Origin of the sequence: Erythrobacter sp. (assembly GCF_030066995.1) — a bacterium.
GTDB lineage: Bacteria > Pseudomonadota > Alphaproteobacteria > Sphingomonadales > Sphingomonadaceae > Erythrobacter.
This window is the reverse complement of record NZ_JASJAP010000001.1, coordinates 181,108-202,069: the sequence shown is the minus strand read 5'-3', so window position 1 is coordinate 202,069 and position 20,962 is coordinate 181,108. Positions and strand designations below refer to the sequence as shown.

The 20,962-nt window shown below is 64.3% G+C and carries 18 protein-coding genes; 9 read left to right on the top strand and 9 right to left on the bottom strand.

Features of this window, described 5'->3' with window-relative positions; all coding sequences use genetic code 11:
• Positions 1 to 58 precede the first annotated feature (58 nt).
• The 4 genes from QNI87_RS01020 to QNI87_RS01005 all read left to right on the top strand — a co-directional run bounded on the left by QNI87_RS01020 (position 59) and on the right by QNI87_RS01005 (position 5,693).
• Positions 59 to 2,890, top strand: coding sequence for an ATP-dependent DNA helicase (locus QNI87_RS01020; protein ID WP_300592754.1), 2,832 nt, complete (start codon positions 59 to 61; stop codon positions 2,888 to 2,890).
• Entirely contained in the window at positions 2,887 to 3,936 is a 1,050-nt protein-coding gene (locus QNI87_RS01015) for a helix-turn-helix domain-containing protein (protein WP_300592751.1), read from the top strand. Before QNI87_RS01020 ends, QNI87_RS01015 begins: the two co-directional genes overlap by 4 nt.
• Positions 3,937 to 4,042: 106 nt before the next feature.
• Entirely contained in the window at positions 4,043 to 4,957 is a 915-nt protein-coding gene (locus tag QNI87_RS01010; protein ID WP_300592749.1) for a sterol desaturase family protein, read from the top strand.
• A gap of 202 nt (positions 4,958 to 5,159) precedes the next feature.
• Positions 5,160 to 5,693: a histidine phosphatase family protein gene (locus QNI87_RS01005; RefSeq protein ID WP_300592746.1), complete on the top strand. Its 534-nt coding sequence runs from the start codon at positions 5,160 to 5,162 to the stop codon at positions 5,691 to 5,693.
• 92 nt (positions 5,694 to 5,785) lie between these two features.
• Here the strand turns inward: QNI87_RS01005 and QNI87_RS01000 are convergent, their stop codons facing one another.
• The 3 genes from QNI87_RS01000 to ubiA all read right to left on the bottom strand — a co-directional run bounded on the left by QNI87_RS01000 (position 5,786) and on the right by ubiA (position 8,426).
• Positions 5,786 to 6,472 (bottom strand): EF-hand domain-containing protein, encoded by a 687-nt coding sequence (locus QNI87_RS01000; protein WP_300592743.1) that lies wholly within the window; start codon positions 6,470 to 6,472, stop codon positions 5,786 to 5,788.
• A gap of 401 nt (positions 6,473 to 6,873) precedes the next feature.
• Positions 6,874 to 7,503, bottom strand: a complete 630-nt coding sequence (locus tag QNI87_RS00995; RefSeq protein WP_300592741.1) for an SOS response-associated peptidase family protein — start codon at positions 7,501 to 7,503, stop codon at positions 6,874 to 6,876.
• Entirely contained in the window at positions 7,503 to 8,426 is a 924-nt protein-coding gene (gene ubiA, locus QNI87_RS00990) for a 4-hydroxybenzoate octaprenyltransferase (protein WP_300592738.1), read from the bottom strand. Before ubiA ends, QNI87_RS00995 begins: the two co-directional genes overlap by 1 nt.
• A gap of 96 nt (positions 8,427 to 8,522) precedes the next feature.
• Here ubiA and QNI87_RS00985 point away from each other — a divergent pair, with 96 nt between their 5' ends.
• The 3 genes from QNI87_RS00985 to QNI87_RS00975 all read left to right on the top strand — a co-directional run bounded on the left by QNI87_RS00985 (position 8,523) and on the right by QNI87_RS00975 (position 11,061).
• Complete coding sequence (locus tag QNI87_RS00985; RefSeq protein WP_300592735.1) at positions 8,523 to 9,287, top strand: 16S rRNA (uracil(1498)-N(3))-methyltransferase; 765 nt, start codon at positions 8,523 to 8,525, stop codon at positions 9,285 to 9,287.
• Positions 9,288 to 9,371: 84 nt separating this feature from the next.
• On the top strand, positions 9,372 to 10,742 hold the full coding sequence (locus QNI87_RS00980) for a glutamate--cysteine ligase (RefSeq protein ID WP_300592733.1): 1,371 nt from the start codon (positions 9,372 to 9,374) through the stop codon (positions 10,740 to 10,742).
• Positions 10,743 to 10,758: 16 nt separating this feature from the next.
• Complete coding sequence (locus tag QNI87_RS00975; RefSeq protein ID WP_300592730.1) at positions 10,759 to 11,061, top strand: putative quinol monooxygenase; 303 nt, start codon at positions 10,759 to 10,761, stop codon at positions 11,059 to 11,061.
• Between the two features lie 3 nt (positions 11,062 to 11,064).
• On the opposite strand, the gene QNI87_RS00970 is transcribed toward QNI87_RS00975, so the two are convergent.
• The 5 genes from QNI87_RS00970 to QNI87_RS00950 all read right to left on the bottom strand — a co-directional run bounded on the left by QNI87_RS00970 (position 11,065) and on the right by QNI87_RS00950 (position 17,011).
• Positions 11,065 to 12,495: an isoprenylcysteine carboxylmethyltransferase family protein gene (locus QNI87_RS00970; protein ID WP_300592727.1), complete on the bottom strand. Its 1,431-nt coding sequence runs from the start codon at positions 12,493 to 12,495 to the stop codon at positions 11,065 to 11,067.
• Between the two features lie 95 nt (positions 12,496 to 12,590).
• A complete protein-coding gene (locus tag QNI87_RS00965; protein WP_300592724.1) occupies positions 12,591 to 13,952 on the bottom strand; it encodes a PQQ-binding-like beta-propeller repeat protein in 1,362 nt (453 codons plus the stop codon).
• A gap of 24 nt (positions 13,953 to 13,976) precedes the next feature.
• Positions 13,977 to 14,780 (bottom strand): tetratricopeptide repeat protein, encoded by an 804-nt coding sequence (locus tag QNI87_RS00960; protein ID WP_300592721.1) that lies wholly within the window; start codon positions 14,778 to 14,780, stop codon positions 13,977 to 13,979.
• A 186-nt stretch (positions 14,781 to 14,966) separates the two neighbouring features.
• Complete coding sequence (locus QNI87_RS00955; protein ID WP_300592718.1) at positions 14,967 to 16,112, bottom strand: glycosyltransferase family 4 protein; 1,146 nt, start codon at positions 16,110 to 16,112, stop codon at positions 14,967 to 14,969.
• 26 nt (positions 16,113 to 16,138) lie between these two features.
• Positions 16,139 to 17,011, bottom strand: a complete 873-nt coding sequence (locus QNI87_RS00950; protein ID WP_300592715.1) for an alpha/beta hydrolase — start codon at positions 17,009 to 17,011, stop codon at positions 16,139 to 16,141.
• A gap of 96 nt (positions 17,012 to 17,107) precedes the next feature.
• Between QNI87_RS00950 and QNI87_RS00945 the strand changes: the two genes are divergently transcribed.
• Together QNI87_RS00945 and astD are read left to right on the top strand one after the other, a co-directional pair.
• The gene (locus QNI87_RS00945) at positions 17,108 to 18,523 is read left to right on the top strand and encodes a protein adenylyltransferase SelO family protein (protein ID WP_300592712.1); all 1,416 of its coding nucleotides are present in this window, start codon (positions 17,108 to 17,110) and stop codon (positions 18,521 to 18,523) included.
• Between the two features lie 183 nt (positions 18,524 to 18,706).
• Positions 18,707 to 20,119: a succinylglutamate-semialdehyde dehydrogenase gene (astD, locus tag QNI87_RS00940; protein ID WP_300592709.1), complete on the top strand. Its 1,413-nt coding sequence runs from the start codon at positions 18,707 to 18,709 to the stop codon at positions 20,117 to 20,119.
• Here astD and QNI87_RS00935 read toward each other — a convergent pair.
• Entirely contained in the window at positions 20,109 to 20,927 is an 819-nt protein-coding gene (locus QNI87_RS00935; protein ID WP_300592706.1) for a hypothetical protein, read from the bottom strand. The two genes, astD and QNI87_RS00935, sit on opposite strands and share 11 nt — an antisense overlap.
• Between the last annotated feature and the right edge of the window lie 35 nt (positions 20,928 to 20,962).

Genomic DNA, 20,962 nt, shown 5'->3' with positions numbered 1-20,962 from the left:
ACACCCCTCCACAGTGGACGATCCGGGCGAGAGTGAACGCAAATCGTTTACTTATCGTATGACCTTGCCCATTTTCGCGCTCGCCGTGTCCTCGTCTCCCGATCCGCTCCCGTCACGCCCCTTGCCCCTCCCCGCGCTGCACGCCAGCCATGGCGGCAATTGGCTGCGCCAGGCCAACTCCGAAACCGGTGCCGTGTCCAAGGGCGAAGCGATCATGGCGGCTGCGGATACGCCCGTTCTGCTTTTGAACGCGCCGCTCGTTGCCAACCGGCTGGGCTATCCCGATCTTTCGGGTCTCGACCTGTTGGAGCTGTTCGCCTTTGTGCACCCCGCGCACTTTTGCGTGCCGACCCCGCGCGGCCTTGCGCAGGCGCTGGATATGAAAGAGCCCGACGGCGACGAGGCCGTCCCGGAATTTCTTCAGAACGCGGCCGGCGCTCTGATTGCCGCGGTGGAGGATCCCGAGTGGTTCGAGCGCGCCGGCGCGTGGTCCGCGCTGCAAACGCTCGAACGGTTGCGCTGGCCCTGGGCGCAGGCGCTCAAACCCCATGTCGCGCGGCCCGAAAAGGCGGAAAAGTGGCTCTTTTCCGCTCTTCCGGAATGGGAGGAAGCGGGCGAACGCGCCCCGCCCCGGCAGGTGGAGCTGCCGCCCGCCGACGTGCTCGCGCAGCTCGATCACCTGACAGGCGAAGGCTCGGAAAAACGCGAGGGACAGCGCGACTACGCAAGGGACGCCGCGCGTATTTTTGCGCCGCGCTCAAAGGCCGAGGCGCCGCATATCGCGCTCGCCCAGGCGGGGACGGGGATCGGCAAGACGCTCGGCTATCTGGCCCCGGCCTCGCTGTGGGCGGCGGGCTCTGGCGGAACGGTGTGGGTGTCGACCTTCACCAAGAACCTGCAGCGCCAGCTGCGCGCGGAAAGCCGCCGCGCCTGGCCGCTCAAACGTCCCGACGGCACGCCGCCGGTCGTGGTGCGCAAGGGGCGCGAGAATTATCTTTGCCTCCTCAACCTCGAAGACGCGCTGCAAGGCGGGTTTCAGGGCCGGCCGGCGATCCTTGCGCAACTGGTCGCGCGCTGGGCAGCGTTCACACGCGATGGCGACATGATTGGCGGCGATTTGCCCGGCTGGCTTGGCACGCTGTTTCGCAAGCGCGGGATCGCCGCCCTCACCGATCAGCGCGGCGAGTGCATTTACGCGGGCTGCCCGCACTACCGCAAATGCTTCATCGAGCGCGCCGGGCGCGACAGCGCGCAGGCCGATCTGGTCATAGCCAATCACGCTCTCGTGATGGTCAACGCGGCAAGAGGACGCGACCATGCGCAACGCCCGACGCGCCTGGTCTTTGACGAGGGCCATCACGTCTTCGAAGCTGCCGACAGCACCTTTGCCGCGACGCTTTCCGGACAGGAAGCGATCGAGCTGCGGCGCTGGATCATGGGTCCGGAACGCAAGAATCGCGGCCGCCGCCGGGGCCTGTCCGCGCGCCTGGCCGATGTCGCAAGCTATGACGAGCAGGGCGGTGAAGCGATCGAGACAGCCTGCGAGGCGGGAAAGGCCTTACCCAGCGAAGGCTGGCTGGGGCGGCTTGCCGAAGGAGACCCGTGCGGGCCACTCGAAACGCTGCTCGCCCACGCGCGCCAGACCGTCTACGCGCGCGACGAAAGCGGCGGCGCGGAGGCCGGATACGGCATCGAGACCGAAGCGAGCGGGCTGCCAGGCGAAATCATCGAAGCCGCTGGCGCCGCCGCCGCCGCGCTCGCAGCGATCCGCACGCCGCTCATTCAACTGGGTGGGCGGCTGGAAGCGATCATGGCCGATCCACCCGACTGGCTCGATGGCCAGGGCCGCGCCCGGATCGATGGCGCGCGCCACTCGCTGAGCTGGCGGGTGGACCTGCTAAGCGCGTGGGGAGCGCTGCTGGAGCGGCTCGGCGGTCCGGCTGATCCCGAATTCGTCGATTGGCTTGCGGTCGACCGCTCGGACGCGCGCGAATTCGATGTCGGCATCCACCGCCGCTGGCTTGACCCGATGAAGCCCTTTGCCCGCACGGTTCTGGAGCCATCGCACGGCGTGATGCTGACCAGTGCGACGCTGACCGACCGTATCGAGGATGAGGGCAAGGCTTGGGACGCCGCCATCGCCCGATCAGGCGCGGCGCATGTCGAAAGCTCGCCCATGCTGACCAACGCTGTCAGTCCGTTTGACTATGCCAGCCGCGCCGAGGTGCTGATCGTCACCGATATCAAGCGCGGCGATCTTCCGGGGCTTGCGGGAGCCTATGCGCGGCTGATCGAGGCGAGCCAGGGCGGGGTCCTGGGGCTCTTCACCGCCATCCGGCGGCTGCGCGCGGTGCACGGACGGATCGCGGACCGTCTGGCGCGCGAAGGCCTGCCGCTCTACGCCCAGCATGTCGACCCGATCGACACCGGCACTCTGGTCGATATCTTCCGCGACGATCCGCGCGCCAGCCTGCTGGGCACCGACGCGCTGCGCGACGGTGTCGATGTGCCCGGGCGTTCCTTGCGCTGCGTGGTGCTCGAAGCGGTGCCCTGGCCGCGCCCCGATATCCTCCACAAAGCGCGCCGAGCCGCCAATGGCGGCAGCGCCTACGATGACCGCATCATCCGCGCGCGATTGGCGCAGGCGTTCGGTCGGCTGATCCGCGGGCGCGAGGACCAGGGGCATTTTGTGGCGCTGTCCTCAGCCTTCCCCAGCCGCCTGCTTACCGCCTTTCCCAAGGGCGCAACGGTACGCCGCGTGACGCTCGACGAAGCGCTCCACCGCATCGAAAACGGGCTGATCGGCGAGACGACGGGCCCCGGCTCCTTGCCCCAAGACGCTCAAATCGCTGGACCCCTGGGTGATAGCATCCCAGATGGTTTCGCATGATCGAAGAGCTAGACCTTCTGGTGCGGCTGGTTGCCATCGGCGCTTCGCTTATGCTTCTGGCGCTTCTTGTTGAAGGCGAGATGCGCTCTGAAGTCCGCCTAAGCGTCGTCGGCCTGGTTGTTGGCACGGTCGGCTATCTCATCAACTCCACCCCGCTGATCGGCTCGTCAGGATGGATTGACCCGTGGGTTGATCTCGTCTCGCTTTCCCCGCCCTTTTGGATCTGGCTCTTCGCGCGCCAGCTGTTCGAGCGCGAGCCGCCCCGACGGGTCGTTTTGTTGGCGGTTTCGGGGCTTCTGATAGGCTGGCTCCTGGGCTGGTACGGGGGACCGGTGGCCATGGCGAGCTTTTACGGAGTGCATCTGGTTTCACTGGCGTTGATCGTCGATCTTGTGCGCGTCGCGTTGATGGACCGTGAGGACGATCTGGTCGAAAAGCGCCGCGTGGTACGGCTGGTCCTGCCCTTGTTGGTCGCCGCGCAGGCGGGCGGCATTCTCGTCTTCGAAATGCTGACCGCAACCGCCATGGCGATCCCTTGGGTGCAGTTGTTAAACGCGGCGCTCATCCTCGTTCTCATCCTGTTTGCAGGCCTCGCGCTGCTGCGCACAGACCCGGAGCTCTTGTGGCAGCGCACGGACGATGAACCGCTCTCTGAGACGCCGCCGCCGCTCACACTCACGCCGTCCGAATCCGTCCTGCACGAGAAGCTGATGGGCGCGATGGACAAGGGCGCCTATCGCATCACCGGGCTCACCATCGCCGCGCTGGCCGATCAACTGGGCACGCCCGAGCATCGTCTTCGCGCGCTTATCAACCGACGGCTGGGCTATCGCAACTTTTCCGCTTTCCTCAACCGCCACCGGATCGCCGAAGCGCGCGAGAAGCTGGTCGACAAGCAGAGCGTCGACGTGCCCATCCTGACGATCGCGATGGACCTGGGTTACAACTCGCTAGCCACCTTCAACCGGGCGTTTCGGGCCGAAACGGGCACTACACCGAGTGATTTCAGACGCTTGGATTCGAAGCAATCCCCTGCGCAAAACTGAAAAAAGCGACTCATTTTCGAAAATGAGCATGGTTTTTCATCGCTGAGGGGAAACGCGCAGCGCAGCGCGGCATCCCATCCTCCATCGCTCGAAGGAGGATTTTGCAATGACCGACGCCACCATCACCCACTTCACCGATCTCATCGCCGAGCACTTTGCCAATGTGTTCTATTTCGACCTCGGGCGCTATCTCATCGCCGCCGGGGTAGCGAGCCTGATCCTGCTGGTCTTTCGCCGCTGGGCCGAGGCGCGTCGTATCCAGACCCGCCGCGCAAGCCGCGCTGGCCGCACCCGCGAAGTTCTGTCATCGCTGCGCACCGTGTTCTTCTTCGGCGTGACCACACTTGCAACCCTGATCGGCGTCGAGACCGGCGTGATCCGCTTTGAGGAGGACAACGCATCCTGGATCACGATCGCGCTCCACTTCGTCATCGTCGTTCTGGTTCACGATGCCTATTTCTATTGGGCGCACCGCGCTATGCATTCGAAAACGCTGTTCCGCGCGACCCACCTCCACCACCACAAGTCGCGCACCCCTACACCGTGGACGGCCTACAGCTTTTCGACCTGGGAAGCGGTGATCGAGGCGGCTTTCATGCCGCTGTTCCTGCTGGCGATCAGCCTGACCGGTTACGCCATTGCCGCCTTCGCGGTGTTCCTTTTCCTGTGGCATATGATCATCCGCAACGTGATGGCGCACACCGGGCATGAGATCTTTCCGGCCGGCTGGGTCGACACGCCCTGGCTCGACTGGATCAGCACCACCACGCACCACGATCTCCATCATTCCTCGGGCCACAATTACGGGTTCTACTTCACGTGGTGGGACCGTTGGATGGGCACCGAGCACCCGCGTTACAAGCAGGAGTTCCGCAAAAACGCCAAGCCGCTTGGCTGGCCTGAGAGCTGGACGTTCAAAGGGCGTCCCGCGGAGCAGGCAGCGGTGCTTTTGAGCGCGCTGCTGGCGGCCAGCGCCTCGGCGGGCCTGTGGCTGGGCGTTGGCGCGCTCGCTGCGGCGTAAGAGGCCCGCGTTTTCAGGGCCGCCCACTCCTCAAGGTGGCTCGGCGGCGGCCTCGTTGCGAAACGATCTGCTTTCCTCTGTCACGAGGCTGCCGCATCCCCGCGCCAACGCAGCTCAGAGGGCCTGGCCGCGTTCATGATTACTTGTGCGATTGGAGGCGGCGGCTAGAGTGAAGGCCTTGGCTTTAGGGAAAACGCGCGGAATGAAACGGTTGGGGCTCTTGCGCCACGCAAAGTCGGAATGGGACGATGCGGTGAAGCGCGATTTCGACCGCGGCCTCAACACGCGTGGTCGGCGCGGTGCGGCGCTTATGGGGGAACATGTCGTGGCTGAGGATATCAGCTGGGGCCTTGCCTTGGCGAGCCCGGCGGCCAGGGTTCGCGAGACGCTGGAATTTGCCCGGCTGGGTCTTTCACCCGTCTTTGACGAGCGGCTCTACCTGGCCAGCGCCGAGACGGTTGTCGATGTGATCGGGGCCAAGGGGAGCGCGGACGAGCCCGAGGCCATTCTGCTCGTCGGACACAATCCGGGCCTTCAGGAAACCATACTCAATCTCGTCAATCCGGCGCGCGAAAACGATCTCTTCCGGGAAGCGGCAATCAAGTTTCCGACCGCGAGTTTTGCGGTCCTCGAATGCGCGATCGACCGCTGGAGCGACCTGAAGGCGCGTTGCGCGACCCTGGTGCACTTCGCGCGCCCCCGCGATCTTGATCCCGATCTCGGCCCGGATCACTGAACCGCGAGGCTCAGGCACTGGTCCATTGGGCCCGCCGCGCCGTGCGTCGTCGGCAAACCAAGGCGGTTGGGATCGCCGTTCCGTTATCGAAGCTATCTGCCCGTCGTCTCGGATTGGTCATCCGCCGGTTCGGCTGACGGCGGCGCCTCGGCGGGCGGATCGGCCTCGGCGGTTGGCGCAGGCGAAGGAGGCATACCCGGTGGCATCATCCCGGGTGGCATCATTCCAGGCGGCATGCCATCGGCGGGCATTCCAGCGCGGCGTTGACCCATGCCCGGCCCCGCTTTTTGCATCTCCATGAAATCGATAAACCCATCCGAATTGGCGTCCACCATGTTGAAGGGCTTGCGCTGAAAGGTCTGCAACTCCTCGACGGAAACCTGGCCGTCATAGTTCTGGTCCGACTGGGAGACCATCACCGGATTGAGCGGTTGGATCATACGGCGAAACAGACGCGCGCTGTCCCCGCTGCCGACATCGAATGGAAGGGAAGTGGGGATCATTTCAACGCGCACGCCCGATGCGGCTCGATCCGAAAGCGCTCGCGAGCCCAGCGTCGTTTGCCAGCTGGAAAACTCCGCGTAGGTGATCGTGCCGTTGCCGTCGGTGTCGATCCCCTCGAAGCGGGTGCGGATCGCTTCCTGCGCCAGCCTTGCAACGCCATCGCGCACCTCGGCCACCGTCAGAAAGCCATCGCGATCGGTGTCCGCCTCTTTGTGCTGGCGCGCGACAACCTTGTTGTACTCTTCCACCGCAATCGGCTTGGGCGGTTTAGGCATGCGTGGGCGGCGCATGCGCCCGCCACCCGGGGGGCCTCCACCCGGCGGCATTCCCCCCATTTGGGCGTGCGCCGCGCTGGGTGCGATGACGTAATTGACCGATAGAAAGGGGAAAACGCACACAAGCATCAAGAAAAGCCTGATCTGTGAGGGTTTAAAGCCACGCATGAAACGCTCCTATCGCAGAGGCGAACCGTATCGGTCCGCAAGGCGCCTTACGATCTCTCTCGTGTAAGGAATTGTATCGCAGGCTGCGCGACTCTGCGAGAGGCGGGCCCGTTTATGCGGTCGGTCGGACCCGGACACGACGCCTCAGAAAGCAGCAGGTCGGCACCGGACTCTCGATAGAGAGCCGCGAGTGCGCGAGCCGACGCTCCGGGCAACTCACCGCGAAACGACCGTCAAAACAGGTTCTTTTGAACAGCGACACCGCGGGTCCAGGGCTGATCGGTGCGATCAATCGCAATCGCGCCCGGCCATGCGGTGCACAGGCTCTTCGCCTCATCGGGGGCGGCGAACAACCAGCTTTCATACTGTTCGGGCGAAAGCAGCACCGGCATGCGGCTGTGGACATCGTGCGCAGCGGACCCCGCGCTGTCGGTCATCACCATCGAATAGCACAGCCCGAATTCGTCGCTGTCGCGCCACACGCCGGCAACCGCGAACAGCTCGGTATCGAGCACAGAAAGCCACGTGCGGGTCTTGGCGCCCTTTGGGCCTTGCGCTTCGGCCCAGGCGCTGACGGGGATGAGGCACCGCCGTTGCTCGAAGGAGTGGCGCCAGAAGAAACTGTCGAGCTTGTCGGTGCGCGCGTTGTTCACCGGTTTGGGTTTCAATGGCTGACCGTTCTTGCCCTTCATCACCAGCGGAAAGCCCCAGGTCATCGATTTTACCGCCCCGTCGGCCACGACCAGCCCCGGATAGCCCGGATAGACCTCCGCTGCGAAGTTGGCGCCGCCAACGCTGTCGACAAGGTCGAACCATTTGGCGACCTCATCCTTGTTCTTGGTCATGCGGTAGAGATTGCACATCAGGAATGCGCGTTACCGATGACGAAACACGCCGCCGCCATGAGCGCGCCCGCCCAGCGGTTGGACCGGAAACGATCGAGCGGGTTCGAGGGGTCTTCGGGGTCGAGGGTGGCAACCTGCCAAAGCAGGTGCGTGGCCACCGGCAGCAATGCTGCCAAGGCCAGCGGATCGGGCCTGTAGAGCCAGACGCCCAGCGCCCACAGCGCGATCGTGGCCGCGTAGAAGGCGGCGATCCCGGCGTGAACCTTCGCGCCCATGCGCAAAGCGGAGGATCGGATGCCGACCAGCGCGTCATCCTCGCGGTCCTGCAACGCGTAGATTGTGTCGTATCCGATCACCCAGGTCACACAGCCCGCGTAGAGCGCGGCGATGGCGTCCCAGTGCTGATGCCCCAGAATGGCAAGGCCGGTTTCGCTCCAGCCCACCAGCAGCCCCCAGTTGAACACCATGCCAAGCCAGGCCTGCGGCCACCATGTGATGCGTTTCATGAAGGGGTAGGCGGCGACCAGGGCCAGACTGGACAACGCGACAAGCTGGGCCTCCCAGCGCAATTGCAGGAGCACGAGCAAGCCGATCAGGCACAAGCAGACCAGCCAGAGCCAGGCGACCCTCTTGGAAACCCGACCGCTCGCGACCGGGCGGGCCGCGGTGCGCGCAACGCTCGCATCAAGCCGGGCATCGACGATATCGTTGTACACGCACCCCGCTCCGCGCATCGCCACGGCTCCTAGCAAGAGCCACGCGAGCAGCGGCCACTGCACGCCGGCTCCCGACAGCCAGACACCAAAAGCGCAGGGCCAGAACAACAGCCACCAGCCGATCGGGCGATCAAAGCGCGCCAGCTGCGCAAGGTCGCGCGGCAGCTGTGGCAGGCGCTCGATCAGGGAGCGATGCTCGGTATCCGGGACAATCGTATCGCTCACGCCAGCGGATCCCTGTGCAGGGGCGTGAAGAAGGTCGGAGACGGACAGGCAGCCATGACCTTGCTCTCTAGCGCCGCGCAAGACTAGGGGAAAGGGATGGCTAATGACCCTGTCCCGCGCACTCCTGCCTGGCCGCCCAAATCCGCACCGCGCCTGTTCGTTGAGCAGGAGCTGGCTCAAGGCCTAGAGGTGCGGATCGAGGGCAATCAGGCGCATTATCTCGGCAAGGTCATGCGCATCGCGCCGGGCGACGCGGTGATTGTATGCGACGACATCACCGGGGAATGGGCGGCGCGCGCTGCGAGCGTGGACAAGCGCCGGGTCGAACTGCAAGTGGTCGAACGCCTGCGCCCGCGTGAGCGTGTGCCCGACTTTTGGCTCTGCCCCGCCCTGCTCAAGAAGGACCGGTTTGACCTTGTGCTGGAAAAGGCAACCGAGCTGGGCGCGGCGCGCATACAGCCAGTCGTCACCCGCCGCTGCGTCGCCGACAAGCTCAACCTGGATCGCGCGCGCGTTTTGACCATCGAAGCCGCTGAACAATGCGCGCGCACCGCGCTTCCCGAGCTTGGATCGCCCGCGAAGCTCGACACCCTGCTGCGCGACTGGCCGGACGACCGGGCGCTGTTCTTTGCCGATGAAGAAGGAGGGGTGCCCGCAGCCGAGGCGTTCGCTGGAACGCGTTCGGCGGCGCTGCTCATCGGACCGGAAGGAGGCTTTGACGACGCCGAACGCGCCGCCATCCGCGCTCACCCCCAGGCGCAGGCGATCTCGCTCGGACCGCGGATTCTCAGAGGCGAAACCGCCGCCATTGCCGCGCTGTCGGTGTGGATGGCGACAAGCGGAGATTGGGAGCGGCATTAGCTGGGCTTTAGCGCGCCGTAGCCAATTTGGGCTTCCCTCCCCACTCCCGCTTGCCTAGGGCGACGCGGGAAACAGAGGGCTTTCATGAGCACACGCGAAACCTCCGGAGAACCGGAACCGATTATCGAAGGACTGGACGATCTCGTCGCTCCGATGATCAAGGGCGAAAAGCCGAAGCCTGACTGGCGCATCGGAACCGAGCACGAAAAATTCGTCTACACCCGCTCCGATCGCCGCGCGCCGTCCTATGACGAGCCGGGCGGCATTCGCGATATCCTCTTGGGTTTGAGCGAGTTTGGCTGGGAGCCAATCACCGAAAGCGGCAATGTGATCGCGATGAAAGGCCCCGACGGCACCGTTAGCCTTGAGCCTGCCGGTCAGCTGGAGCTTTCCGGCGCGGCGCTTTCAAACCTGCACGAAACCTGCGCGGAAACGGGCCGTCATCTGGCGCAAGTCAAGGAGATCGGCGAGCGGTACGGGGTCAGTTTTCTGGGGCTTGGCATGTGGCCCGACAAAACCCGCGAAGAGCTGCCGGTGATGCCCAAGGGGCGCTACAAGATCATGATGAACCACATGCCGCGGGTCGGCAGTTTGGGGCTCGACATGATGCTGCGCACCTGCACCATCCAGGTCAATCTCGACTATTCCTCCGAAGCCGACATGGTGAAGAAGTTCCGCGTTGGCCTTGCGCTTCAGCCGCTGGCGACCGCGCTGTTTGCCAATTCCCCGTTCACGGAAGGCAAGCCCAACGGATACCTCTCCTATCGCAGCCATATCTGGTCGGACACCGATCCGCACCGCACCGGCATGCTGCCCTTCGTCTTCGAGGACGGCTTTGGCTATGAACGCTGGGCCCAGTACATGCTCGATGTGCCGATGTATTTCGTCTTTCGTAACGGGAACTATATCGACGCCGCCGGCCTCTCCTTTCGAGACTTCATGGACGCTAAGCTGGAGGTTCTGCCCGGCGAGCGCCCGACGCCCAGCGACTGGTGGGACCACCTCTCAACCGCTTTCCCGGAAGTGCGACTCAAGAGCTTTCTGGAGATGCGCGGCGCGGATGGTGGGCCGTGGAGTCGTATTTGCGCTTTGCCCGCTTTGTGGGTGGGACTGCTCTACGATCAAAGCGCGCTCGATGCGGCGTGGGATCTTGTCAGAGGCTGGTCGATGGAGGAGCGAGAAGCGCTGCGCGCCGACGCGCCCAAATATGGCCTCGCGGCGAAGACGCCCAGCGGTGCGACGCTGCAAGAGCTCGGCAAGGAAGCCCTCGCAATCGCGCGTTCGGGGCTCGCCGCGCGCGCGCAGCTCAACGCGAGCGGCGACAACGAGACAGGCTATCTCGAAACGCTCGACGAGATCGTCAAATCCGGGAAGGTTCCCGCGCAACGTCTTCTCGATGCCTATGAGCGCGAATGGGGCGAAGACGTCAGCCACGTCTACAGATACTCGTTCTAAGGAGAGGAGCGCGACCATGCTGATGGTGATCGGTACGGCCAAATTGGGAGTTAATGCGATCGACGCGGGCCGCGAGGCGTTCGAAGCGATGATCACCGCCTCTCGCGAAGAGGACGGCTGCATCGACTACGCTTACGCGATTGATGTTCTCGACCCCCACGTCCTGCGAATTACCGAGAAATGGGTCGATGAGGCCGCGCTCGCCGCGCACTTCCGGACCCCGCATATGGCGGCCTTCCAAAAGGCCTTGGCGGCGCTTGATGTGACGATCACCGAGGTGCTCAAGTTCCAGACCGACGACGGCGCGCCGCTGATATAGGCCTTATTCGGCGGGTTGTGTGTGTGGATTGGACGCCGTGAAGCCCAAGGCCGAGACCCGGCGACCAAGAACGCGCCGCTTCAACCGAGCCAGCGGAGCGGTGATCAGCCCGTGCTCTTCCATCCAGGCGTGATAGGCGCGATATTTGGCGTCCTCGGCCAACAGATGCGCCTCTTCCGTGCGCGCGCGCCAGTAATAGATCGCGTTGACGCACAGGAGGAAGAAACAGTTGCGCGCAACGTCCGCTGGCGATCCGCCTATCGCCAGAAACGGCATCGAGAAGCACCACCAATACAGGTTCTTCGACAGATAAGCGGGGTGACGCGTAAAGCGGTAGGGGCCGTTGGTGATGACGCCGCGATAGGTCAGATTGGAAAAGCGGATACCGAAGATGAAGGTCGCCCACGCGTAGAGCGCGGTGAGCGCAACAATCCAGGCCGCCCACAGCCACAGCATCGTATCGCTACCCATCAGCCAGTAATCCCACTTCGCACCGTTCACTTCGTAATTCAGCACGCCGCCCGCGCCGAACACGCCCCAGGCGAACGGCGGATAGCATAGGAGCGCCGCTACCCAGCCGGCGAGAAAGGGATTGCCGGAGCGGATATGGGCGTCGAGCGGACGCAGGGTAAAGAGATAACCCACCGTTCCGATCTGCACGTCGATCATGAACAGCAGCGTCACCAGCAGCATGCCGAGCTCGACCGGGTTAGCGATGATCTGAGCGGGCTGCGCCTCGACGACGATCGCAAAACCAACGGGGAGGATGGAGATCATGAAGGCGCCGAAAAAGCCCTTGATGAGCCAGGCACGCCAGTGCTTCTTGATAGGCTCGGCCTCCCACCCGTCACGCCCCAGCAGCCGCGCGCCAAAATGCCACGCGGCATCGCGAGGCTCGACCATGTAGCGATCAAGCCAGATGGCGTAGGGCACGCTGAGCGCGACCATGGCTGCGAGCGCGTAGCCCAGAGTGTGCATGGCGAAGAGGTAATTGCCCTCCCAGTACCAGCGGCCCAAGCCAAACAGCGCCGCCAGCGCGCCCCAAGTGGACCACAGTCCGACAATCTTGACGGCCGAAATGGGCAGAACGTCTTCGAGCGGGCGTTTGAGGCTCCAATCGAGGCCGGTTGAAAGCCGAAGGTGCACGCGGTCGACCGCCACGCTCCAGATCGCCATCGGCCCCGCGGTGAAGACCATCGCCATCAGCGCGGCGTGAGGCCCAGACAAGGGCTCTCGCGGGCCGGGCAGCCCCAGGACTTCGGCGGTCAGGGGATACGTGCGACAGAACAGGACCCAGACAGCCAATCCCAGAAGCCCGGCAAGGCCAACCCCGGTGGAGACGTCGCTTTCAGGCGCGCACGCGGGCGCGTCATCCGGCGTTATCTGTAACACGCCGGGCAAGCCGGGCAGCGCGGTGGAGTTGCGATGGTCCATCTCGCCCGAGCGCTTAGCGCACAAGAGCTGGACGGGCCCTACGATATCAGGCCCTGTCCCGAATACTGACACCGCCGCGGGGCAGCCTTAACCGGTCAATTCCAGGCGTGGATGGTCCCGCTGTCGTCAAGCACGTAGAGAAACCCTTCCGCCACGATCGGGGCAATACTGACCGGATCGTCCAGTTCGGCAAAAAGCTGCGCGGATCCCTCGCCCGCGCTGACGCGCCAAACCTCACCCTGCGAGCTTGCGACCCAAAGCTGGCCGCCAGCGAGGACCGGGCCGGTCCAGAAGATCGGGCCCTTTTTCTTTTCCTCGTTGCGGAAGGGCTTGAGCTGGGTGATCCAGCGCACACGGCCCGTCGAACGGGCAATTGCCAGCAATCGCGCGTCGTCGGTCAGCGTGAAAATCCATTCGCCGGCTATCGCTGGGGTTGAGATACCCGCAAGGTTCAGCTCCCAGATGCGCTGCCCGGTGACAAGCTCATACGCGGCCATGCGACCCCCTTGGCCCAGCGCGTAGACGCGTCCGGAATCGATAATGGGGTCCGCGTCGATATCGGTGAGCGAACTCACCTGCGTGGAGATATTGGTCCGCGCCAGCGCGTCCGCCCACAATTCTCGGCCATTCTCATAACGATACGCCGCCAGTTCGCCGCTCGAATAGCCCGCGACAATCGTGCCCTGCCCCGCCGCCGGCGCGGCGACCCCGAACACGCCCGACTGCGCCGAGGAGCCGCCCCTGTTCCACAACACCTCCCCGTTCCTCGCATCAAGCGAGATGATCTGGTTGTCCTGCGTCATCACATAGACCTGGCCAAACGCGATCGTCGGCGATCCGCGCAGCGGCCCGGCGGGTTTGACCTTCCAGATGCGCTCTCCCGTAGCGGCGTTCTTGGCTTTCACTTCGCCTGCGCCGTTCGTCGCGTATATGATCCCGTTGTCATAGCTGACCCCGCCGCCAAACGCGCTGGGTCGCATGTCGTCGCTCATTTCCTCTTCGGCCCGGCGCCAGACTTCCTCGCCGGTTTTCTTGTTGAAGGCATGGATGACGCCATCCGTCCCCTCGACAAAGAGCTTGTCGCTGCCGATCACCGGGGCGGCTGCAAGCCTCTCCCGGTTGCTTGATCCCGCGATTCTGGCTGTCCAGGCTTTCGTTGGCAGTTCAGCGAGCTGCAAGTGCCCGTACGACTTCGACGCGGCGCCGCCGACCTGCGACCACTCCTTGTTCGCAACAGTCGGAGGCAGAACGACCGTTACACCGGCGAGCGCCGGATCGACCACCGTTCCGCTTTCGATGCGAGAGAGGATCGGCGTGCGGTCCCCCACGGTCGGCGTCAGGCGCTTGGAGCTTTTGAACAGACCGTTGCCCGCGCAGCCGGTCACCGCCACGGCGCAGGTCGCCGCCAGCAAAACCGCGCGAGCGGCTCGCTTCATCCCATTATGTGTCGTCGTCATCCTCAGATTTCCGTCCATGTGTTCCTATTGCGCCGGAGGGACGCCTGCGGCCGATCCCGCCGCGGGCTCCTGTGGAGCGATCCCCTGTTCCTCCAGCACTTCCTCAACATCTTCAACCGCATCCACACCAAGCTGGCCTGTCATCTGGCGGGCGCGGTCGCGCAGGGTCGCGGGCAGCGTGTCATCTTTCGCGATCGCGGCGAAAAGCGCGCCCGCTTCTTCCCGATTGCCCGCTTCGAGGTGAGCCATTGCCGAAAGCTCGGCCGCGCTCCCGAAAAGAGCGCCGCCCGGCTTGGCCAGCGGTTCAAGCCTGGCGATGATATCGGAAGGCTCGCGATCGTCAAAATTGGTCGCGACTTCCCGCAAACGCGCCAGATCGCGCATCGCCTGAGGCGCCTTCTCATCCGCCGCTATCTGCGCGTAGAGTTCGACCGCGCGCGCCGTCTCTCCCAACTCCAGCGCAGCCGCTGCATGGAGCAGCCGCGCTGACGTACGCACGCCCGGCGTATCGGAATCGAGCAAAGGTCTTGTGCGCTCCTTGACCGACGGAAAATCCTCAGCCTGCGCGTAATCGATCACAGAGACGACTTGCTCGGATTCCGCTTCCAGCGCGGCTTCCACCTGGGAATCCCAGAAAAGGTATCCCCCGAGGCCCACCAGGACCACCGCAAGGACAGAGCCGATGACAAGGCCATATCGGCGCACAAATTCCGCCGCATCGTCCTGACGGACCGCCTCGTCAATCTCGCGGATTGCAATCTCATCCTCTGCAGAGAGTTTGCGTGCGTCGGGATCGTTTGCGTTCGAATTCTTTGGAGTAAGCGCCACGAGAGCCTTTTGTCCTCATTGTGTTCAAGCCATGCTGCGCGCGGCCTTAATGCGTGGCCTCGCCGCGCGCAATGCAGCGATGCGTCTTGTGCCAATCGATCGCGTGGAGGCCCTCAACGCGGCCAAATGGCGCGGCGCAGTTGAACACGCGCTTAAGGCCGGCGAAACACCGAATGGGAGCGCGGCTCAAAGCGCGCGCCCGGCCGCCTTTGAATACAGCGCCCGATACCGTTCGATCATGCGCGCCTCGTCGTAACGGTCGCGGGCCTTGTCCCGATTGGCGGCTCCGATCTCGGCGCGCCCCTCGGGATCGCCGGCCAGCTCCTCAAGCGCTCGGGCGAGCGCGCCTGTGTCACCGCGAGGTGTTATGTATTCGCTGTTCTCCTGCGAAACCATCGCAGCGATGTCGCCCACCGCTGGCGCGGCAACGGGCAGGCCCGCCGCCATCGCCTCGACAACACAGAGCGGAAATTGTTCGCTGCGCGAGGAAAGCGCGAAGATATCGAACAACCCGATCACCCGGGACGGATCGTCAATGGCGCCGGGTGTATGGACGCGGTGATCGACCTCGTGCCGCGTCGCCGCTTCGCGAATGGGGCCGCGCTCGGGCCCATCGCCAAGAATGATCAGGTGCCAGTTATCGGGCAAGTCCTTCATCGCCTCAACCAGAACGGGGAGCTGCTTCACCGGGCGAAGCCCCGCGATCGTGCCGATCCAACGCTCTCCCTCACGCTTGACGACGCGCAGCGCTTGAGGATCGGGCTTCCGGGCAAACGCGGCTGTATCGATACCGTTGGGGAGACACGTGATCCGCTCGCGCGGTTGCTTCCACCTGGTGAGCGCGACGGTCTCCAGCGCGCGGCTCGGCACCACAAGGTCGCCCGTGCGCCACAAGGCAACGCGGCGGTACCAGTTGCGGCTCGCTTTCAGGTGCTCGGCCTCGTCTTCGTTAAAGCCGTCCTCGTGATGGATCAGAGGAGCTAGATTAAACGGCTGCGCGAACATCGTGTGCGCCATCACCACATCCATCGCGCCCCAATTGTAGGTGAGGATCAGGTCGAAACCTTCGAGCGCGCGAGCGATTGTCACCAGCCGTCCAGGTGTGGGGCGGCCTGAAAGGCTGGGAAAGTCGTCGGGAAAGCGCGCCACAACCCGCTGGTCGAGCAGCGCGCGCGCGCCCAGCTCATCGGGGTCGCCAGAGACAATCGTATGCTCCGCACCCTGTCCAAACGCGTTCATGAGGGCAACCGAGCGGCGTTCCTTTCCGCCCGCGGCAAAGGTCGAATGGCAATGCAGGATACGCAGCGGGCCGCCGGACTTCGCGCCGTTCATTTCGCTCGTCACCCCCTTGCGCTGCGTCAAGCCAACGCGCTGAGAAGCCCATCGATCGCGGCGCGCGCTTCGGGTTCGTCGAGCGTGGGCGCGTGGCCGACACGAGGGACCGCTACGAGCTTCATTTCGGGATTGATCCTGGCCATTCGTTCGACCGTTTCGGGCGACAACAGATCCGAAAGCTCTCCGCGTATCAGCACCATGGGCACTCCTGCCAGCGCTTCAAAGGCGGTCCACAGATTGTCCGGCGCCGCGTTTCCGGGCTCCGACAAGGGCTCGGCGATCGCCATGTCATAGTCGTAGCTTATGCGCCCGTTCTGGCTGACGACAAGCGTGCGTTTGGCCATTTCCAGCCATTGATCGAGATCCCAGTCGGGAAACGCTTCGCCATGCACACACTGGAGCGATTTCGCCGCGTGCATCCAGGTCGGGTAGCTGCGCCCCTGCCCGACATAGCCGCCAATCCGCTCGAGACCGGCCAGCTCCACCTCGGGACCGATATCGTTCATGACAAGGCCCTCGAGACGACCCGGCTTTACCGCAGCGAGCAACATCGTCATCAGTCCTCCCATGGAGGTGCCGACCGAAATGAAACGCTCGATTTGCTGCTCCAGGAACAGCTTTTCTACATCGGCCACGTATTGCAGCGGGTTGTAGCTGCTCGACGTGGGCGCGTAGTCGCTAAAGCCTCGCCCACGCATTTCGGGCACTATCACCCGGCGGCCCTGCGCCGCGATATGTTCAGCCAATTCACCAAAATCGCGCGAATTGCGCGTAAGCCCATGCAAGCAAACCACCGGAACGCGCGCTTCGGCCCCTTCAGCGCCCGCATAGTCACGATAAAAAAGCTCAAGCCCGTCCGCGCTGGTCCAGCGCTTTTCGTCATAGCTTTGGGCCATTGGCGGCGGTGTCCCTCTTCTTCAAAAATCGCCGATGGTCTTGCGCAGGATATCTCGCGGCTTGCAAGCCACATCTCGCTCTTTCACTATTGGGCGATGAGCGACAAACCGCAACCGGCGAGCTATCGCCCCGACCCCGCGATCAACACGCTTGCCGATTGGCTGGGCGCCCCAGTTGAGGCGGCCAATTTTCCCGAGACGCGCCTTCGTTTTCGCAACGATCGGGCGGCGCAAAGCGTTGGCCTTGGCGATCTGAGCGATGAGGACTGGACGCGGCGGTTCGGGCGGTTCGAGCCGCTTGAAGGCAACCTGGTTCAGCCGCTCGCGCTCAAATATCACGGGCATCAGTTTCGTACGTACAATCCGGAAATCGGGGATGGTCGCGGCTTCCTGTTTGCGCAAATGCGCGGTCGCGATGACCGCCTCATGGATCTGGGGACGAAGGGTTCGGGGCAGACACCCTACAGCCGCAGTGGAGACGGACGCCTCACGCTCAAGGGCGCGGTGCGCGAAATCCTTGCAACCGAAACGCTTGAAGCTCTGGGCGTCAACACGTCGAAGACGTTCAGCGTCATCGAAACCGGCGAAGAATTGTGGCGCAACGACGAACCCTCCCCCACCCGCTCTGCGGTGATGGTGCGCCTGAGCCATTCGCATATCCGCATCGGCACCTTTCAACGCCTCATGGCGCTTCAGGAGAACGATCATCTGGCCGCGCTGGTCGATTATTGCCTGACGCAGTTTCCCGGCCCGCCCCCGCCCGAGGATGCGCCCGCGCGGGACGAGCCGGCGGTGCGCCTCATGCATCAGGCGGTCGAGCGCTTGGCGGATCTCGCGGCGAGCTACATGGTCGCCGGGTTCGTCCACGGCGTGCTCAACACCGACAACATGAACATAACGGGCGAGAGCTTCGACTACGGTCCATGGCGCTGGCTGCCCAGCTGGGATCCGTCCTTCACCGCGGCCTACTTCGATCAGGGCGGGCTTTACGCCTTTGGCCGCCAGCCCGAAGCGCTGCACTGGAATTGCGGGCAGTTGGCCGTGGCGCTGCGCCCACTGGCGCAGAGTGATCCGCTGGTGTTTGCGCTCGAGCGGTTTGGCGCGCTCTACATGGAAGCGATCGCCCGGCGCTGGTGCTGGCGTCTCGGCGTTCGATCGCGCGGTCTGGAAGCCGACAATCGCCTTCTGGCGCACTGCGAGAAGGCCATGCGCGAGAAGAATATCGGGCCGGATGCGTTCTTCTTCGCCCATCGCGGAGCGCGCGGACTTGACGAGGCCCCAGAGGAACTGAGCGTCACCTTGCGCGAATACGAGGCGGTTGAACACAATCACGAATACTGGTCGGACAAGGCGCCGCAATCCATGCTGATCGAGGAAGTCGAAGCGATCTGGTCGCGTGTCGATGAACACGACGATTGGGCGCCCCTCAATGACAAGGTGGCGGCGCTTCGGCGGATGGGTGATGCGTACGGAACCCCGCCCGCTCCACCAGGCCACGCCCAACCCGGCTGAGATCGCAATATCCACAAACACAAAGGGAAATTCCTTCCCATTCCCGTTCGTGCCTTTTAGGGCTGGTGGCGTAAAAGGGGGAGAACAGTATGCTAACCCGGCGTGTCCGATGCCATCGCCGAGACGCATCGGGACGAAGCGCAAGGCGTCCGCAGATCGGCAAACATACGGGTCCGTACAACTTTGGCTAACGACACGCTCATTTCGTACGAGCCAGCGACCGGCGAAGAGCTGTGGCGCGGTGCGTACAGCGACGTCGAAGCGGCGGTGAGCCTCGCCCGCCGCGCCTGGCCATCCTGGGCCGCGCAGCCGCTTACCAACCGGATCGAAATGGTGCGGCGGGTGGCAAACCAGGTGCGCAAGCGGGCGGACGAATTTGCCCTGCTGATTGCGCGCGAAGCGGGCAAGCCCTTGTGGGAGGCGCGCACGGAAGTCGACGCGGTCATCAACAAGGTCGAGATTTCCATCAACGCCTATGCCGAGCGCACGGGCAAGAAGAAGCTCGACAGCGCGCTTCAGGGAACGGCGGCCGTCCGCCACAAGCCGCACGGGGTGATGGCGGTGCTGGGGCCGTACAACTTTCCCGCTCATCTTCCCAACGGACACATCATCCCCGCGCTGATCGCCGGGAACGTGGTCCTGTTCAAACCATCGGAAAAGACGCCCGCAACCGGCGAGATGCTGGTGGAGTGCATGAAGGCCTCCGGCCTGCCCGAAAACGTGGTCCAGCTGGTGGTCGGCGGGCCGGATGAAGGCAAGGCGCTTGTCGCCCATCCCGGCGTCGACGGTGTTCTGTTCACCGGCTCGGCCCAGGCCGGGGTCGCGATAAACCGCAAGCTCGCCGCCAATCCGGGCAAGATTGTCGCGCTGGAAATGGGGGGGAACAACCCCCTTCTCGTTATCGACACACCCAAGATCGAGGACGCCGCCGCGCTGATCGTCCAAAGCGCCTTCACGACCGCCGGCCAGCGCTGCACGGCCGCGCGGCGCCTGATCGTCAAGGAAAGCGTCTACGACGAACTGGTCAGCGCGCTGATCCCGCTCACGCGAAAGCTCATGGTCGGCAATCCGCTCGACGATCCGCCCCCCTTCATGGGGCCTGTGATCGATACACAGACCGCCGCGCAGCTCAACGACAGCTTCGTGGCGCTGGTGACCGCTGGAGGCAAGGCGCTTCTCCCCTTGCGCCAGCCGGACGCCGACAAACCTTTCCTGACGCCCGGCATCATCGATACAAGCGCTGTGCCCGAGCGGCCGGATATGGAGCTGTTCGGCCCGATCCTTCAGGTGATACAAGTACCCGATCTCGATTCCGGGATTGCAGAGGCAAACAACACGCGCTTTGGCCTCTCCGCCTCGCTGATCGGCGGCACACCCGAGGATTATGGGCGTTTCTGGGCCAACATTCGCGCAGGAATCATCAACTGGAACCGCCCGACCAACGGCGCCTCTTCCGCAGCGCCCTTTGGCGGGATCGGCCTCTCGGGCAATCATCGCCCCGCAGCCTACTATGCCGCCGATTACTGCGCCTATCCGGTCGCCAGCACCGAGATGGACCAGCCACGCGCCAGCATTGCGGTCGGTATCAAGGAGTAGGCGCTGGTCGCCGCGTCCACGTGACGACATCAACGGCGGTCATATCGTGTCGCGCCTCGCGCGCGAACACGCGAAATTGTGCCGCGCGCGCGTAACCGGTCAGGCCCGCTTCGGGCTGCGTGACGTGTTGCAGCTGCGCCCCTTCTCGCACGGCGATCGTGTAATGAAATTGCAGCGCATCGGGGATTGAGGCGGGTGTGACATAGCGCACCAGGCTAAGCTCGCACTCGCGCCCGGCGCTTGCCGCGGCGATATGGACCATGCCGTGCGGCATGATCGCAGCGATGCCAGGCGTGTTCGCCGCGTGGGCGAAGTCCTGGGTCACGCCCTTGCGGCAGACATCGGGGGCACCCACCGCATCGAGCACGGCGTTCACGCTGTACCGCTCGGCCAGCGAGACACCGCCCGGCGCCTTGCTCGCCGGTGGCAAGTCGAGGATCGGACCGTCCTCAAGAAGCGCCAGCCGCGAAGCCTCGCGCGCCCGGTCGGCCAACTGCGCGCTGCCTGCGAAAACAGGCAGCGCGTGATCGTGCCTGATCGCAATCGCCGCGTTGGCCTCGTTGGCGTATGAGAGGTCCGGATCGACCATGAGCGGGGCGAAAAGCGCGCGCGCGACCAGAGGGTCGACGGCGCTCGCATCCGCATCCTCGGGCGCAGGCGCCTGTGTCCCGCACGCCGAGAGAGAAGCCACCAAAGCCAGAATGCCAAGACCGGTTCCAAAGCGCATGGGTGCATCGTGCCACGCAAGGGTTAAAGAGCCGCCTTCACCCTCCCCCGCATGCGAAAACGCCCCCATGCCAATCGGCATGGAGGCGCTTTCCGCGGCTGGTGGGAGCCGCGCCC

Coding starts and splice junctions, on each gene's coding strand:
- QNI87_RS01020 (WP_300592754.1), top strand. CDS start 59: ATGACCTTGCCCATTTTCGCGCTCGCCGTGTCCTCGTCTCCCGATCCG.
- QNI87_RS01015 (WP_300592751.1), top strand. CDS start 2,887: ATGATCGAAGAGCTAGACCTTCTGGTGCGGCTGGTTGCCATCGGCGCT.
- QNI87_RS01010 (WP_300592749.1), top strand. CDS start 4,043: ATGACCGACGCCACCATCACCCACTTCACCGATCTCATCGCCGAGCAC.
- QNI87_RS01005 (WP_300592746.1), top strand. CDS start 5,160: ATGAAACGGTTGGGGCTCTTGCGCCACGCAAAGTCGGAATGGGACGAT.
- QNI87_RS01000 (WP_300592743.1), bottom strand. CDS start 6,472: ATGCCTAAACCGCCCAAGCCGATTGCGGTGGAAGAGTACAACAAGGTT.
- QNI87_RS00995 (WP_300592741.1), bottom strand. CDS start 7,503: ATGTGCAATCTCTACCGCATGACCAAGAACAAGGATGAGGTCGCCAAA.
- QNI87_RS00985 (WP_300592735.1), top strand. CDS start 8,523: ATGGCTAATGACCCTGTCCCGCGCACTCCTGCCTGGCCGCCCAAATCC.
- QNI87_RS00980 (WP_300592733.1), top strand. CDS start 9,372: ATGAGCACACGCGAAACCTCCGGAGAACCGGAACCGATTATCGAAGGA.
- QNI87_RS00975 (WP_300592730.1), top strand. CDS start 10,759: ATGCTGATGGTGATCGGTACGGCCAAATTGGGAGTTAATGCGATCGAC.
- QNI87_RS00970 (WP_300592727.1), bottom strand. CDS start 12,495: ATGGACCATCGCAACTCCACCGCGCTGCCCGGCTTGCCCGGCGTGTTA.
- QNI87_RS00965 (WP_300592724.1), bottom strand. CDS start 13,952: ATGACGACGACACATAATGGGATGAAGCGAGCCGCTCGCGCGGTTTTG.
- QNI87_RS00955 (WP_300592718.1), bottom strand. CDS start 16,112: ATGAACGGCGCGAAGTCCGGCGGCCCGCTGCGTATCCTGCATTGCCAT.
- QNI87_RS00950 (WP_300592715.1), bottom strand. CDS start 17,011: ATGGCCCAAAGCTATGACGAAAAGCGCTGGACCAGCGCGGACGGGCTT.
- QNI87_RS00945 (WP_300592712.1), top strand. CDS start 17,108: ATGAGCGACAAACCGCAACCGGCGAGCTATCGCCCCGACCCCGCGATC.
- QNI87_RS00935 (WP_300592706.1), bottom strand. CDS start 20,927: ATGCCGATTGGCATGGGGGCGTTTTCGCATGCGGGGGAGGGTGAAGGC.